The 13,740-nt window shown below is 61.2% G+C and carries 13 protein-coding genes; 3 read left to right on the top strand and 10 right to left on the bottom strand.

Annotated elements, in window-relative coordinates; translation table 11 throughout:
* Positions 1-42: 42 nt before the first annotated feature.
* The 4 genes from JZ00_RS11000 to JZ00_RS10985 all read right to left on the bottom strand — a co-directional run bounded on the left by JZ00_RS11000 (position 43) and on the right by JZ00_RS10985 (position 4,602).
* Positions 43-2,520: a TonB-dependent siderophore receptor gene (locus JZ00_RS11000; RefSeq protein ID WP_039589254.1), complete on the bottom strand. Its 2,478-nt coding sequence runs from the start codon at positions 2,518-2,520 to the stop codon at positions 43-45.
* A 96-nt stretch (positions 2,521-2,616) separates the two neighbouring features.
* A complete protein-coding gene (locus JZ00_RS10995; RefSeq protein ID WP_039589252.1) occupies positions 2,617-3,570 on the bottom strand; it encodes a FecR domain-containing protein in 954 nt (317 codons plus the stop codon).
* Entirely contained in the window at positions 3,567-4,088 is a 522-nt protein-coding gene (locus JZ00_RS10990; RefSeq protein WP_039589250.1) for a sigma-70 family RNA polymerase sigma factor, read from the bottom strand. Before JZ00_RS10990 ends, JZ00_RS10995 begins: the two co-directional genes overlap by 4 nt.
* A gap of 106 nt (positions 4,089-4,194) precedes the next feature.
* Positions 4,195-4,602, bottom strand: coding sequence for a response regulator (locus JZ00_RS10985; RefSeq protein WP_039589248.1), 408 nt, complete (start codon positions 4,600-4,602; stop codon positions 4,195-4,197).
* Positions 4,603-4,844: 242 nt separating this feature from the next.
* Here JZ00_RS10985 and JZ00_RS10980 point away from each other — a divergent pair, with 242 nt between their 5' ends.
* Together JZ00_RS10980 and JZ00_RS10975 are read left to right on the top strand one after the other, a co-directional pair.
* On the top strand, positions 4,845-6,785 hold the full coding sequence (locus tag JZ00_RS10980) for a DNA topoisomerase III (RefSeq protein ID WP_039589247.1): 1,941 nt from the start codon (positions 4,845-4,847) through the stop codon (positions 6,783-6,785).
* Between the two features lie 586 nt (positions 6,786-7,371).
* Complete coding sequence (locus JZ00_RS10975) at positions 7,372-7,701, top strand: hypothetical protein (RefSeq protein ID WP_039589245.1); 330 nt, start codon at positions 7,372-7,374, stop codon at positions 7,699-7,701.
* Between the two features lie 65 nt (positions 7,702-7,766).
* Here the strand turns inward: JZ00_RS10975 and glsB are convergent, their stop codons facing one another.
* Complete coding sequence (gene glsB, locus JZ00_RS10970; RefSeq protein WP_039589241.1) at positions 7,767-8,675, bottom strand: glutaminase B; 909 nt, start codon at positions 8,673-8,675, stop codon at positions 7,767-7,769.
* 222 nt (positions 8,676-8,897) lie between these two features.
* Between glsB and JZ00_RS10965 the strand changes: the two genes are divergently transcribed.
* Positions 8,898-9,092, top strand: a complete 195-nt coding sequence (locus tag JZ00_RS10965; RefSeq protein ID WP_039589239.1) for a hypothetical protein — start codon at positions 8,898-8,900, stop codon at positions 9,090-9,092.
* Positions 9,093-9,107: 15 nt separating this feature from the next.
* Here JZ00_RS10965 and JZ00_RS10960 read toward each other — a convergent pair whose 3' ends face one another.
* The 5 genes from JZ00_RS10960 to JZ00_RS10940 form a co-directional block, all read right to left on the bottom strand.
* Positions 9,108-10,127: a hypothetical protein gene (locus JZ00_RS10960; protein ID WP_052742300.1), complete on the bottom strand. Its 1,020-nt coding sequence runs from the start codon at positions 10,125-10,127 to the stop codon at positions 9,108-9,110.
* Between the two features lie 87 nt (positions 10,128-10,214).
* The gene (locus JZ00_RS10955; RefSeq protein ID WP_039589232.1) at positions 10,215-11,621 is read right to left on the bottom strand and encodes a saccharopine dehydrogenase C-terminal domain-containing protein; all 1,407 of its coding nucleotides are present in this window, start codon (positions 11,619-11,621) and stop codon (positions 10,215-10,217) included.
* A 114-nt stretch (positions 11,622-11,735) separates the two neighbouring features.
* A complete protein-coding gene (locus tag JZ00_RS10950) occupies positions 11,736-12,545 on the bottom strand; it encodes a DUF3618 domain-containing protein (protein WP_039589231.1) in 810 nt (269 codons plus the stop codon).
* On the bottom strand, positions 12,542-12,973 hold the full coding sequence (locus JZ00_RS10945) for a phage holin family protein (RefSeq protein ID WP_045156437.1): 432 nt from the start codon (positions 12,971-12,973) through the stop codon (positions 12,542-12,544). The genes JZ00_RS10950 and JZ00_RS10945 overlap by 4 nt, the downstream gene beginning before the upstream one ends.
* On the bottom strand, positions 12,973-13,623 hold the full coding sequence (locus tag JZ00_RS10940) for a hypothetical protein (RefSeq protein ID WP_039589230.1): 651 nt from the start codon (positions 13,621-13,623) through the stop codon (positions 12,973-12,975). Before JZ00_RS10940 ends, JZ00_RS10945 begins: the two co-directional genes overlap by 1 nt.
* Between the last annotated feature and the right edge of the window lie 117 nt (positions 13,624-13,740).

Below are 13,740 nucleotides of genomic sequence, written 5' to 3'. Positions count from 1 at the left end.
ACCCGAGTGTGGCGAAGGAATGAACGTCCTTCGCCACAGATTTCAGAAACGTGCCTTCACCGTCGCGGTGAAGTTGCGGGGTTCACCGTAATAGTTACCGAAGCTCTCCGTCCCGATGGTGGAGTAGTAACGCTTATCGAACAGATTGTTGCCATTGAGCGCCACTGACCAGGTGTCATCGATGCGGTAGCCAACGCGGCCGTTCCATACGGCATAACCGGCCTGGGTGATCTTCTCGCCGCTGGCCGGCGACACGCGGAAGTTATCGCTTTGGGCATTGACCCCGGCGCCAACGCTGAAGCGTTCCAATGCCCCGCCGAGGGCGTAGTCGCCCCACAGACGCAGCATATGGCGTGGCACGTAGCTGTTGAACGAGCCACCGTTGAGGCTGGTGTCTATGTCGTCGAGGGTCTTGGTCTGGGTGTAGGTGTATCCGGCCAGCAACTGCAGCCGCTCGATGACCTCGCCGCTGATCTCGGCTTCGAAACCCTGGGCGCGAACCTTGCCGGCGTTTTCGTAGCAATAGCCATCCGACGACGCACAGCTTGAGTTGTAGTCGGTCTGGGCCTGGTCTTTCTGCACAGTGCGGAACAGGTTGAAAGCGGTGTTCAAGCGGCCCTCGAACCATTCGCCCTTGATCCCCAGTTCGTAACTCTCGCCCATTAACGGCTTGAGCGCCGAACCACTTTGCGAGCGGTAATTGCCTTGGGGCGTAAAGATGTCCGAATAGCTGGCGTAGGCGGTCAGGTGTTGGTTGAGGTCCAGCAACACACCGGCAAACGGCGTGACCTGGCCGGTCTCGGTGCTCCTGGCGTGTTCCGTACCGCCCGTGAGAAATACCGAGTCACTCTTGGAGCTGTACCAGCTCACCCGGCTACCCACTACGAAGGTCAACGGGTCCGCCAACTTCAGGCGAAGCGTCGAATACACGCCGTGCTGCTCGGTTACAGTCTTGACCGGCCCCCCTCGCGTCGAGTTTTCGATGAAGTAGCTGTCGTCCGGTTCGGGAATGTGCCGGTCCGGATCGAATACATTCTGCTTCTGCGGCAACAAGGCGACCGAGTAGAAATCGTCTTTGTCCGAACGACTGGCATTGACGCCGAAGATCAGCTCATGGCGCTGGCCGAAGGCGTCGAACTTGCCGTCCAGGTAGGCGTCGAGACCGTAATCGACCTGATCATAGTCGTACGTGCTGCCGAGCAAATTAGTGGTCGAGGAACCGGGTGCCACCGAGCCCGATGCAAAGGCGTATTTGATGTCCTGGGTATTTTTCGTATAGACCCCCGCGAGCTTCACGGCCCAGTCGTCGTTGAGCTGGTGCCGCAGGTCGCCGAACACTGTGGTCCGCTGGCTGCGCCAGGTATTCCACGACGGGTCCAGGCAAGTGGAACGACTGAGCTTCAAATCGCTGCCATTGCGGTAGCGTGGAAGCCCACCCCAGCACGGGCTCGCATCGACGTCCTCATAGGCCACGCCCAGGCCAAGCGTCGTGTCGGGGGTCAGGTCGACGTCCAGGGCGCCGTAATAGACCTGGTCCTTGCGCCGGGCATCGTCGTAAAAATAATGCCGGCTCTGCTCGGCGATCACTGCCCTGCCCCGTACAGTGCCGGCGTCGTTCAGGGGGCCGCCTGTATCGACTTGCCCGCGGTAGTTGTCCCAAGTGCCACCCGAGAGGCTGAGTTCAGTCTGGGGCGTGGCCTGGCCGCGCTTGCGAACGAAATTGACGCCACCTGAAGTACCGCCGGAACCTTTCATCATCCCGGCGGCGCCGCGCAGGACTTCGACTCGATCGTAATAGGCCATGTCACTGCTGAAGCTGTCCGCCTGGACATAGCTGTTGCCCATGTCCAGCGGAACACCGTCGTACTGGTATTGACCCGACATTCGGAACCCGCGGGAATAGAAATACTTGCCGCCCATGGTCGAATCGTAGACGGTGATGCCGGGCGTTTTTTCCATGACCTGATCGATGGTGTTCAGGTTCTGGTCGTCGAGCATCTTGCGGGTGATCACCGTGACCGATTGCGGCGTCTCGCGCAGCGCGTGTTCGCCTTTGCCGATGGTGACCGCTCCGGTGGTGTAGGAGCCGCTATGTTCGGTGGTCGCCGTGAGCAGTTGCCCGTCAATGGTGGTCGTGCCCAATTCCATCGCCGAACCGCGAGACGGCACGGCCCGAAGCCGATAGGTCCCGCTGGCCTGGGGCTCGGCTTGCAGGCCGCTATCGCCCAGGATGCGAGCAAATCCGTCGGCCACGCCAAAGGAACCGTTCAAGCCTGGCGACTGCAATCCGTGGAGTTGTGCGGCATCGAACGAGAGTGCAACACCCGCCTGGCTGGCGAAGCGCGTCAGCACATCCATGAGGGTACCTGCGCCAATATCGTAAGCCTGCACCGAACGTTGCTGGCTCGAAGCGCCTGGCATCGTGCTCGCCTGTACCATCCAGGCACTGGACGACGTAGCAGCCAACAACCCGATTTTCATTGCAATCGCCAGACGACCTGGCGCGTTCACGCGAGACATGCGTCCCCTCCCCACAGTCAAGAAATTCACTGAGGGATGAGCCGAACGATGCCGACAAAAAGTGCAAAACATTTTTAATTGCACGGGGGGCAAGGGTTATCCGCTATGGGACACCTGAACCCAGAACCGGCTGTATCGAGTCACCCGCAATGGGAAACCGCTCTCGAGCGCCGCAAGGGCAAGGTCGGTATTGTCGATGGGGAAAACCCCGGAAACTTTCAAATCGCCAATCGCCGGGTCGCAACGCAGTACTCCCATGCGATAGCGCGACAGCTCTGCCAGCAACGCATCCAATCGACGGTCGATGGCAATGATGCTGCCTCGTTGCCAGGCGCCGACCGATACGTCGTTGGCCCTTGGCCTGCCCAGCGACCGGTCGCTGAAATCCAGCTGGCTACCGGCATCGACCCGCGTCGCGGGGCCGCCACTGCGCAAACTGACCTCGACGGCCTTCTCAAGCACCGCCACCTCGCCACGCTGGGCCTGGGCGCGGACGATAAAACGGGTTCCCAAGGCCAACACTTCGACTTGTTCGGTAATGACCTTGAAGGGGCGCTGCGCAGGATCGACTGCAGTTGTGACGATAATCTCCCCCCACAACAGACGAACAACGCGTTGTTTGCCATCGAAACGAACGTCGATCGATGTGTCAGTGTTGAGCAGTACGGTGCTGCCGTCCGCCAATTGGAACGCTCGCCGCTCGCCGATGCCGGTCCGGTAATCGCAACGCAAGTTCTGCGCGGTCTCGCTTCGCCAGCCCAACCACCCCAGGCAACCGGTGGTCGTGAGCAACAAGGCGCTTCGCAACACTTGCCGTCGCGAACGGCCAGGAAGTTCGCTCAAGGTGGGGGCGGCCAATGCGCCCGGCACGCTGGCCATTTGTTCAGACACCGCCGCCATGCGTTGCCACGCCTGATCATGCAACGGATCCGCGGCCAACCAGGCACGCCATCCGGCCCGATCCGCGTCAGCCGCGGTACCGGAGTGAAGCCGGGCGTACCATTGCGCCGCGGCACGAATGGCTTGCAGTTGCTCGGGTGACAGGCTCATGCAAGCTGCAACTGGATCTGCATCAGGCAGCAGTGTTCCATGGCCTTGGCCATATGGTTATTGACCGTGCGCACGCTGACGTCCAGGCGCTCGGCGATCTGCGGGTACGTCAGGCCGTTGAATTGCGACAGGATGAACACTTGCTTGACCCGCGGTCCCAGCCCTTGAAGCAGCCGATCGATTTCCATAAGGGCCTGGAACAGGATCGCCTGCTCTTCCAGCGACGGCTGCTGCCGTTCAGGCATGGCGGCCAGCGCATCCAGGTACGATTGCTCAAGGGAGCGGCGGCGAAAAAGGTCAACCAGCAAGCCTTTGGCGATCATCGACAGATAGGGCCGCGGCTCGCGTATATCCAGGGCCGAGCGCGCCTTGATCACGCGAACGAAGGTATCCTGGGCCAGGTCTGCCGCATCAAACGTGTTACCCAGGCGCTTGCGCAGCCAGCCTTGAAGCCAGCCGTGATGGTCGCAATACAGATCGTTGACGGCACTGCGTAGGTACAGATCGTTGGCGGACATGACAATGGAATAATTCGCGACTGATAATGAATCGCATTGTCATCGCAGCAACCGCCGCTTTGCAACCCAAACATGCGCGGACGGTCCCTGCCCTGTCGCTCCGGGGTCAGTGCACTGAATGGCTTTTCACGGTGCTTTCCACCAGGTCCAGCATCTGCCCCAGCGCCCATGGCTTGGCGATGAACGAGGCCTGGTGCTTGATCCCGGCGCTTTCCGGGGTCTCGAACCCCGACATGATCAGCAGCGGTATCTGCGGCCAACGATCCCCGGTCAGATTGGCCAGGTCGGCGCCGTCCATTTCACCGGGCATGGTGATGTCGGTCAGTAGCAGGTCCACGTAATCGGCGCTCTCTTCCAGGAATGTCAGCGCCGAATCGGCGCTTTCCCTTGGCTCGACGACAAACCCTTCTTCCTCCAGGATCTCACAGAGAAACTCCAGGATGGTCGGATCATCCTCAACAACGAGAATCAAACGTGTGGTCGCCTGTCCGTTGCCCTTCGGCATCGAATTCATGAAAGTGACTCTCCTTGATTCCATTAACGTGCGTCGCGGTTTGAACCGCTCTGCAAGTTATGAGCGATGCCCTTGCGATTAATTCATTCTGCTTGCCCATGCAGGCGCCGGGCTGCCTCGTCTAACGGCGGTTGTAACGCAGCGCAACGTTTTTATCTGTATATCCATACAGATAAAGCTTGCCCCGGCGCCAATCCCTGACCATGCTAGCGCCCCATGAAACCTGCTCAGGAAGAGGCGTTATGCGGTTGTACCTGTGTGAGAAACCGTCCCAGGCCAAGGACATCGCCGCGGTGTTGGGTGCCACCCGTCGCGGCGACGGTTGCTGGCTGGGCGCGAACGTCACGGTGACCTGGTGCATCGGCCATTTGCTGGAGACTGCCCCGCCGGACGCCTACGATGCCCGCTACAAGCGCTGGGTGCTGGCCGACCTGCCCATCGTGCCGGCCCAATGGAAGATGAAGGTCAAGCCGAAGACCGCGAGCCAGTACAAAGCGGTCAAGCGGCTGCTGGCAGAGGCAAAGGAACTGGTCATCGCTACCGATGCCGACCGCGAGGGCGAAATGATCGCCCGGGAACTCGTCGAACATTGCCGCTATCGCGGGCCGATCCAGCGACTCTGGCTGTCAGCCCTCGACGAAGCCTCGATCCGCAAGGCCCTCGCCGCCCTCAAGCCGGGGGCGGAAACCTTCAACCTGTATCACTCGGCCCTCGGTCGCTCCCGGGCCGACTGGCTGATCGGCATGAACATGAGCCGCCTGTTCACGCTGCTGGGGCGCCAGTCCGGTTATCAAGGCGTCCTGCCGGTGGGCCGCGTGCAGACACCAACCCTGCGTCTGGTGGTGGATCGCGACCGCAGCATTGCCGATTTCGTACCGGTCGCCTATTGGGCCATCGACGTGCAACTGAGCCACGCCGGAACGGCGTTCACCGCCCAGTGGCGCGCCGACCCGGATGCCTGCGACGACCAGGAGCGCTGCCTGAACCAGGCCATGGCCCGGGAGGCCGCCCAGGCCATGAGCAACGCCACAACGGCGCGAGTGACCAGGGTTCGCACCGAGCGCCTGCGCGAGGCGCCGCCGCTGCCGTTCGACCTGGGCACCTTGCAGGAAGTCTGCTCGAAGAAACTTGGACTCGGCGCCCAGGAGACCCTGGACATTGCCCAGTCGCTCTACGAGACCTACAAGCTCATTACCTACCCGCGCAGCGATTGCGGTTTCCTGCCCTTGAGCCAGCACAGCGAAGCACCCGCCATCCTGGCCGCCCTCGCCCAGGCCGATCCGGGCCTTGCCCCGCTGCGCGATCACCTGCAGCCACAGCGCAAGTCCCGGGCCTGGAACGACGCCAAGGTCAGCGCGCACCACGGCATCATTCCCACGGCGGCGGCGAAGAGCCTCGACAAGCTCGCCGGCAAGCAACGCGCCGTCTATACACTGATTCGCGCACGTTACCTGGCGCAGTTCCTGCCCCACCATGAATACGACCGGACCCAGGCCGACTTCGATTGTGCCGGGCAGGACCTGCGTGCGGTGGGCAAGCAGATCGTCGAGCCCGGCTGGAAACGCGCCCTGCCCGAAGCATTGGCGCCCGCGCGAGGGCGGGAAGCCCCCACGCCGCAAACCCTGCCGCCGCTGGCCGAGGGCCGCGACTGCAACGTCGACGCGGTGACACCAAAGGATTTGTGGACCCAACCGCCCAAGCCGTTCACCGAAGGCGACCTGATCAAGGCGATGAAAAACGTCGCCAAGCTGGTGGAAGATCCACTGCTCAAGCAGAAACTCAAGGACACCACAGGCATCGGCACCGAAGCGACCCGGGCCTCGATCATCCAGGGCTTGCTCGACCGTGGCTACCTGCTGAAGAACGGCAAGGCCCTATCCGCCACCCCGGCGGCCTTCAGCCTGATCGACGCGGTGCCCCGGGCGATTGCCGACCCCGGCACCACCGCCATCTGGGAACAAGCACTGGACATGGTGCAAAGCGGTGAGATGAGTTTGGAGGAATTCGTCACCCGGCAAGCCGCCTGGATGAGCAAGCATGTGGCCCGCTGCCAAGGCATGAGCCTGACCATCAACGGCCCGGCCAGCCCCGCCGGACGAGGCGCCGCGCCGTGGAAGAACAAACGCAAGCCGTCCAAGCGCAAGGCTGGCGGTGCGCCGCGCAAGGCGAGCAAGGCCACTTGAACTCAAAGGAGGTCCTGTGGCGAGGGGATGAATCCCCTCGCCACAGATGAATACCTCACCAAGGATTAGGTCACCCAACTCAGGTGGTTTTTCATACCCAAACCATTTTGTCCGACAATATGTAGTGACCAAAAATAATCACTACAAAACCGTTGACGCCTCCGATTTCGCCTTGCATGATGCAGACGTCTCCCCGATCGGGAGTACAGGCAAATGTTTGAGCAAGCTCGTCTGACCGCCGAGCTGTTTTTTGGATAAGGGACTGCTCACAAGGCAGATTGAAGGTGCTGACCTGGCATGACCGTCCGGTAACAAGGACGAGAAACGCTGGCGAATCAATCCTCATGACGCATGGGCTCGACCTTTGAAGTCGACACTGGCCTGAAGATTCTTCGCTGTTTCTCTTCGTTGTAGCGCATTTGCGTAGCAGCCCTTCGATTAACACTACATAACCGATTGCACGACCCCGCAGAAGTCCTGCGGATGAATGCTGACGGCCTGATTTCGGTATCAGGCAGGCACTTACCGAACGGCGAAGTTTTGCGAACCACCAGACAGATCAACCAAATGGTCAAGGGGCTTACACATGAATCTGAATAATCAACCATCTATTGATGAACTGGCTCGCATGTTCGCAGCACACAAGGACAGCCTGGATAGTCATATCCTGTGGATCAGCAAGACCGGCCAAGTCCATATGGACTGCCTCTCGCCTTTCACCCAGGAAGAGGAATTCGACAAGCACCAGCAGGATCTCTGCGCTCGACTGAAGATGTACCGCCGCGGGCAAGGCTACGTCGGCAAGAAAGCCGCGGCCGACAAAGACTTCATGGGCCGCGTCCTGCAGACGCTGACCCAGGCCTGGCAATCGGTGCAGCATTCGTCTGAGGTCCGGGTCATCGACCGCCTCTGCTGATAGCCCACAAACAAAAAGGGCCCGCTCCTGATTCAGGAGCGGGCCCTTTTTTGTGCAACGGGAAACTAGAACACCGACCAGCCAATCCGTTGGCTGAGCAATTCCAGCGCCGCCATGCCGGCCAGGGAGTTGCCGGCCGCGTTGAGCTCCGGCGACCAGACGCAGACCGTGAACTGCCCTGGCACCACGGCGACGATCCCGCCGCCCACACCGCTCTTGCCCGGCAAGCCGACACGGTAGGCAAAGTTGCCCGCCTCGTCGTACAGGCCGCTGGTGGCCATGATGGAATTGACTTGCTGAGTCTGGCGAGCGCTGAGGATCTGCTCGCCGCTGTGCTTGCAGAAACCGTCATTGGCGAGAAAGCAGAACGCCCGGGCCAGGTCGATGCAGTTCATTCGCAGCGCGCAATGGCTGAAATAACTGCGCAACACCGCTTCCACATCGTTATGGAAATTGCCGAAGGATTGCATCAGGTAGGCCATCGCCGCGTTGCGGGCACGGTGCTGATACTCCGACTCGGCGACCTTGCCGTCGACCATCACCTGGGGATTACCGGACAGACGCCGTACGAAATCACGCATCGACAGCGCCGGAGCGGCAAAGCGTGACTGGTTGATATCACAGATCACCAAGGCTCCGGCATTGATGAATGGATTGCGCGGACGGCCCCGTTCGAACTCCAGTTGCACCAGGGAGTTGAAAGGCTGGCCGGAGGGCTCATGGCCCAAGCGCTCCCAGATGGCCTCGCCGGAATGCCCGATGGCCTGCACCAGGCTGAATACCTTGGAAATACTCTGCACCGAAAACGCGGTCTCGGCGTCGCCCGCGCAATACATCTCGCCGTCATTGCTATAGACGGCAATGCCCAACTGATTGGCCGCCACAGTGCCAAGGGCGGGAATGTAGTTGGCCACCTTGCCCTGACCGATCAGGGGGCGAACCGCATCGAGGATCTCGTTCAACAGTGCTTGCATATGCGCAGGGTCCAATCATTCCCCGTTCGAGTGCGGGGATACAGACGCTAGACGCCGATGGGCAGGTTCAGAGCACACTGGGTCGGCTAAAAAAACGTGGCGAGGGAGCTTGCCCCCTCGCCACAAAAGCGGCGTCCGACCATGACTTTCAAAAAGCTGCGCGGGCGCTAGTCACGAAATCCAGCGGTCTATAGTCAAGGATCAACCGGCAGGAGGTAAACGATGCGCCAAATCATGCAAAAAGAACCCTGGTGGGCCGCACCGCCCCAGCCCGGGCAGGATGAAACTGAATTGGAGTGGGGATGGCTGGTGATCTACAGCGAAGGCGAGCCGCGCTTCGAATTCATCAAGGAACGCCCCACGGACGAACAGATCCGCCATCGCAAGGGTTGTCGCGTCACGCTGGGGTCGGACTAGGAAAAGGGCCTCTGGTCAAGGCACGACGGCAGGCAATTCCACCGGCCGACCGGAAAGATCGGCTTGCATCAGGTTGTCGTCGATTTCCCCGGCCAGGTAATACACCGGAGCCATCACCCCGCTGAGGGGATGCTTGAGGGACTTGAACCAGGCTTCGTCGAAAGCCGCGCTCAGGCTCTTGCGGATCTGTGCTTCCATGTCCTCCCGTTCACCCTCGTGGATCATCGCGCGGATGCCCGCCACGCCGACTGAAATCAACGCCCCTGCGGCTTTTCCGGCCACCGCCGCTGCCGCCCCGGCCGCCCCTCGCGTGGCGAATTGCGCTTCGATTTTTTCACTGGTGCGTTGCGCCACTGTCGCTATTACCGCGTCCGACGGCCCTGAACCGGTGTCCGCCGCCCTGTCGACATGATCGATCAACGCCGCGTAGGCCGGTAGCGTATTGAGCGGTTCGGTGTGGACCATCTCGTACAACGACGCGTTGCGGGCCGCTGGTGGGCCCAGGTTGATGGCGGTAATGGCGTGCAAGCGCCGGTTCATCACTTCGGGCGGGATGCGATGTCGCTGGGCAATCACCGGGATCTGCTGATTGAGCAAGCGCACGTAGTACCCGGTCGCGTTGGCCCTGATCGCCTCGGGATCGATTTCCACCGCGACGGGCGCCAGCACCTGCTCGCGATACTGCTCCTGCAAGTATGCCGCCAGGCGCTTGGCCGCCGAGTCCGCCTCGCCCTCGGCGCTGGCTGAATACCAACTGACTTTCAACGCCAACCATTCCTGGGTCCAATAACTGCTGAACCACGGGATGAACTCAGCCTCCGTGCGCTCGTAGACCAACACCCGCCAATGCTCCATCGAGCCGCGCGCGTACAGCTGAGCCTGTTCGAGGGCGCTTTTCGACGCGGCGATGATCTGCCGGTCAACCTGTCGCCAAGTGTCCTGGGCAATCGCTACCGTGGCGACCTGCTGGCCGCGTTGTGACGTGGCGCACCCCGCCAGGACGAGCATCACGACCAGCATCAGCGAACGCAGCACGATTGCGCCACCCGGGCATCAAGGGATCCATGGACTTGAGTATAGGCGTTGCAATCGTGTCGGTCCCTGTGACGAGGGTCGCAGCAGTCAGAACCGGGTGAAGTGCGCGAACTGCCAGTCCTGCGCCGATTCCTGCGCGGTAGGCTTGGGGCTGGCGCCACTGGGTGTCCAGTCGGTGCGCTGGCCCACCAGCGTGCCCAGGTAGGGCCTGGCGATTTCCAGCACGCGTTCGTAATCCATCTGTTCGGGTTCGACGATACCGCGATCCGGATGCTCGACCGCCCAGACGATCCCCGACAGGACCCCCGCCGCCACTTGCAGGCTGGTGGCGTTGTTGAACGGGACCAGCGCCCGGGCTTCGTCGATGCTCAACAGCGAGCCGAACCAGTAGGCATTCCAGTCGTGCCCCATGAGCAACACGCCCAGAGCATCGACCCCGCCGCTGTCGATTTCACCGTTGAGGATGCGTTGCCGGGTTTGGGTCTGCCAGCCTCGGCCGATCAGCTCATGAACCGACAGCAACGCGTCATTGCAAGGGTGATAGGCGTAATGCAGCGTTGGCCGATAGATCAATTTGCGTTGATCCTTGACGGTCAGCAGGTCGGCCGTCGAAGCGGTCTCGTGATGGGTGATCATCATGCCCAGGCATGGACCGCCCAAGGGTGTCCAAGTCTTTACCAACACACTGGCGCTCGGCCGCTCCAGATAGATCGCGTTACGGCTGCCGAAGCGGTGTCGCCGCGCAAAAGACGGCCACGTGCGCTCGTGACTGCCCCAACCCAGCTCCGCCGGCTGGCTACCCTCACTGATAAATCCGTGCACCGACCAGGTGTTGACGAACTCATCATCCTCTTTGAGACGCTGGGAGCATTGGGTATCGCGTTCGGCAAAATGAATGACCTTGATGCCCAGTCCCATGCACAACCTGGCCCAATCGATCCCCTCACCGGCCTCGGGTAGCGGATGGCCCAACTGCACGGCCAATTCCATCAGCCCAGCCTTGAGCAAATGCGTGATCAAGCCAGGGTTGGCGCCGTGGGCAACCACTGCCGTCGGCCCCCTGCCCAATCGCTTGCGCAAATCCAGCACCTGGTAGCGCAATGCATAATTGGTGCGGTGGGAAAGGTCCAACTGTGGATCGTTGTAGCCGCCGGCCCAGGGCTCGACGCAGGTGTCCAGGTACAGCGCGCCCTTGTCGGAAGCATAGGCAATGACCGCCAGGGAGCTGACCTCCACCGACAGGTTGACAATGAAATCCCCCGGTTGGACGAAGCGATCCAGGGTTTGCGCGAAGTTCTGCTCGGTCAACGCCTCACAGATAAACTGAATACCTCGCTCCTTGAACCAGATGTTCTGCTCGATTACTGGGGCGATGACGGTGATCTGTTGGACCTCGATGTCATCTTGTCCCAGCAGCAAGGGCAAGGTGGCCCGGGCAATGGAGCCGAAGCCGATGAAGACCAGATGGCCGGTGAACGGGACCTGATGTTTCATGTGTTGCTTCCTTGAGAACGGTGTATTTCCCATGAAATAACCGAACGACGACCGAAGCTACTGTCAAGGTTGACAGGTGCGGCGCGGATCCAGCCGCGCCGCACCTGCTTGCGCCTACGAAGTCCCCAGCCCGCCGGAAAGATCCGCGCCGGAATGCACCCGTCCGTTGGCCGGCGTGACGCTAGGCTCATCACGATGCTCGGTGGTCTTGCTCACCGTATCACGCACCGTTTCGTAGCCCTCGCGAGCCTTTTGCTTGGCCTTGTCGGCCAAGCCGGCGCTGGTCTTGCCCATCACCCGCTGTTCGGTGGAAGTGCTCGGCAAGGCTGCGCCCAACATGGCGCCCAAGGCGATACCCGCGGCCGCCATCATCAACGGTTGCTCCTTGAGCAGGCGGCTGAACTGATCGCCCAGGTCGTGCGAACCCTGGCTCATTCGATCACCCGTTTCATGTGCACGATTGCGGGCATGACGAGCACTGGCGCTCAAATCATCGGCCATGTGCGAGGCCTTGTCCTTGAGGTGGTGAAAGCCTTCGCGCAAGGAGTCGGTGGTGTCATGCAAATGGTTCCTGGCACTGCCCAACCCACTGGCCAGCCCATCGGTCCAGCCGCTGGAATCCTGGTCAGGACCGACACGATAGCCAACCCGTGATGGGTGGTTCTGGCCGAGCATCAACCAGCACAGGCCAACCGTAGTCAGCACGGTCGGCACCGGGTTGTTGCGCACCGTAGTGCCCAGGTTGCCAAAAAAATCCGCGCCATTTCCCTTCACCAGGCCCAAGGCCTGATCGAGCATTTGCCCTGGGGTGAATTTGCTGCCCAAGGCATCGACGATGTGGCTGATATGGGCGCGCTGCTCATCGATCTCGCGCTCGATGGTCTCCGGGCTTTTCTGCGATTCGGTTTTGAATTCATCCTTCATGAGGCTTTCCTCCGCAGGGCTTCCTGATCTTTGTTCAAGGCGTCGAGCGTTCGGTCAGGCTTGAAATGGGACGGTTCGAATTGCTTCTTGCCGGACTGCACCATGACGAAACCGATGATCATCGCCACCACGCCCACGATCAGCGCGGCCAGCCAGGGCGCCATCATCGTGCTCAGGCCATACACCACCGCCATCAGCAGAATGATGAAGCCGGCCATCAGCACCATCGCGCCGCCCGCCACCCCCGCGATACCCGCCTTCAAGGTGTTGAGGCTGGCTTGGAATTCCGCCTTGGCCAATGCCAGTTCCTTGGTAAACAGTGAGGGCACTTCGTGGGTCAACTGCCTGAGCAGGCCCATGACCGAGGCATCGTTTTCGGGCACCGAGGCCCCTGCGGAACGCTGGATATCCGGGTCTGGTCGATTCATCACAATTCTCCTCTGGTATTGGCCGAGCCCGGCAGCGAGCCGGTAGCTGAATCACTGGGATGGTCCTGCACGCTGGGTGAAGTCGGGGTGACGCCCGTGGCGAGTCCGCTGCTAGTCGCCGCACCCGGACCAATAGGGTCGGGCATCGGATCGAAGGGCTGGGCGCCGAAGCCTTCGGCCGGTGGCTCCGCCCGTTCGGCGCCAGCGTGGTCGACCTCTGTGGCCATCGCAGAAGTGCCGGCCTTGAGGAACCGCGACAGCCCGAAGCCCACTGCGATACTGCCGGCGAGGAACAGGCCCGGGTTATCCCGCGCCAAACGCGAGCCGTCATGCAACAGTTGCTCGGCGCTCTTGTTGCGCAACTTGCTGGCCAGGCCACTCATGCTGTCGGCCATGTCTGCCAGGTAATGCGACAAGCCCAGCGTGTCATTGGCTTCGAGTTCCGACATGGCTGACTTGGCGCCACGCGCCAATGCATCGATCTGGTCCGCCGCGGTATCGCGGTACTGGCCGAAATGCGCATCGGCCTGCTCGCGAGCGCTGCCGATGGCTTCGTTCACGTCATCCTTGATGTGGTTCAGGGGTTCTCCAGCTCGCCCCTGGCTTGCGGTGCCGCTTTGTCGCTCGGGGTTGTTGTCCGGGATAGTCATGTCTGTCCATCGCCTCCGTGATGAAAAACTCAACATCAGGCACTGCCTGGGCCATGCCTGGACCAGTGCCTCTCAGAACAAGTGACGGGACGCGCGGGAGCCGAGTTCCAACGAGTT

The sequence above is a fragment of the Pseudomonas frederiksbergensis genome, from assembly GCF_000802155.2.
Taxonomy (GTDB): Bacteria; Pseudomonadota; Gammaproteobacteria; order Pseudomonadales; family Pseudomonadaceae; genus Aquipseudomonas; species Aquipseudomonas frederiksbergensis_A.
Note: the sequence above shows the minus strand (reverse complement) of the source record. Positions and strands in the feature narration are given on the sequence as shown.

What these genes read in the sequence shown, in the direction of transcription:
- JZ00_RS11000 (WP_039589254.1), bottom strand. Translation starts at nt 2,520, where the DNA reads ATGTCTCGCGTGAACGCGCCAGGTCGTCTGGCGATTGCAATGAAAATC.
- JZ00_RS10995 (WP_039589252.1), bottom strand. Translation starts at nt 3,570, where the DNA reads ATGAGCCTGTCACCCGAGCAACTGCAAGCCATTCGTGCCGCGGCGCAA.
- JZ00_RS10990 (WP_039589250.1), bottom strand. Translation starts at nt 4,088, where the DNA reads ATGTCCGCCAACGATCTGTACCTACGCAGTGCCGTCAACGATCTGTAT.
- JZ00_RS10985 (WP_039589248.1), bottom strand. Translation starts at nt 4,602, where the DNA reads ATGAATTCGATGCCGAAGGGCAACGGACAGGCGACCACACGTTTGATT.
- JZ00_RS10980 (WP_039589247.1), top strand. Translation starts at nt 4,845, where the DNA reads ATGCGGTTGTACCTGTGTGAGAAACCGTCCCAGGCCAAGGACATCGCC.
- JZ00_RS10975 (WP_039589245.1), top strand. Translation starts at nt 7,372, where the DNA reads ATGAATCTGAATAATCAACCATCTATTGATGAACTGGCTCGCATGTTC.
- glsB (WP_039589241.1), bottom strand. Translation starts at nt 8,675, where the DNA reads ATGCAAGCACTGTTGAACGAGATCCTCGATGCGGTTCGCCCCCTGATC.
- JZ00_RS10965 (WP_039589239.1), top strand. Translation starts at nt 8,898, where the DNA reads ATGCGCCAAATCATGCAAAAAGAACCCTGGTGGGCCGCACCGCCCCAG.
- JZ00_RS10955 (WP_039589232.1), bottom strand. Translation starts at nt 11,621, where the DNA reads ATGAAACATCAGGTCCCGTTCACCGGCCATCTGGTCTTCATCGGCTTC.
- JZ00_RS10950 (WP_039589231.1), bottom strand. Translation starts at nt 12,545, where the DNA reads ATGAAGGATGAATTCAAAACCGAATCGCAGAAAAGCCCGGAGACCATC.
- JZ00_RS10945 (WP_045156437.1), bottom strand. Translation starts at nt 12,973, where the DNA reads ATGAATCGACCAGACCCGGATATCCAGCGTTCCGCAGGGGCCTCGGTG.
- JZ00_RS10940 (WP_039589230.1), bottom strand. Translation starts at nt 13,623, where the DNA reads ATGACTATCCCGGACAACAACCCCGAGCGACAAAGCGGCACCGCAAGC.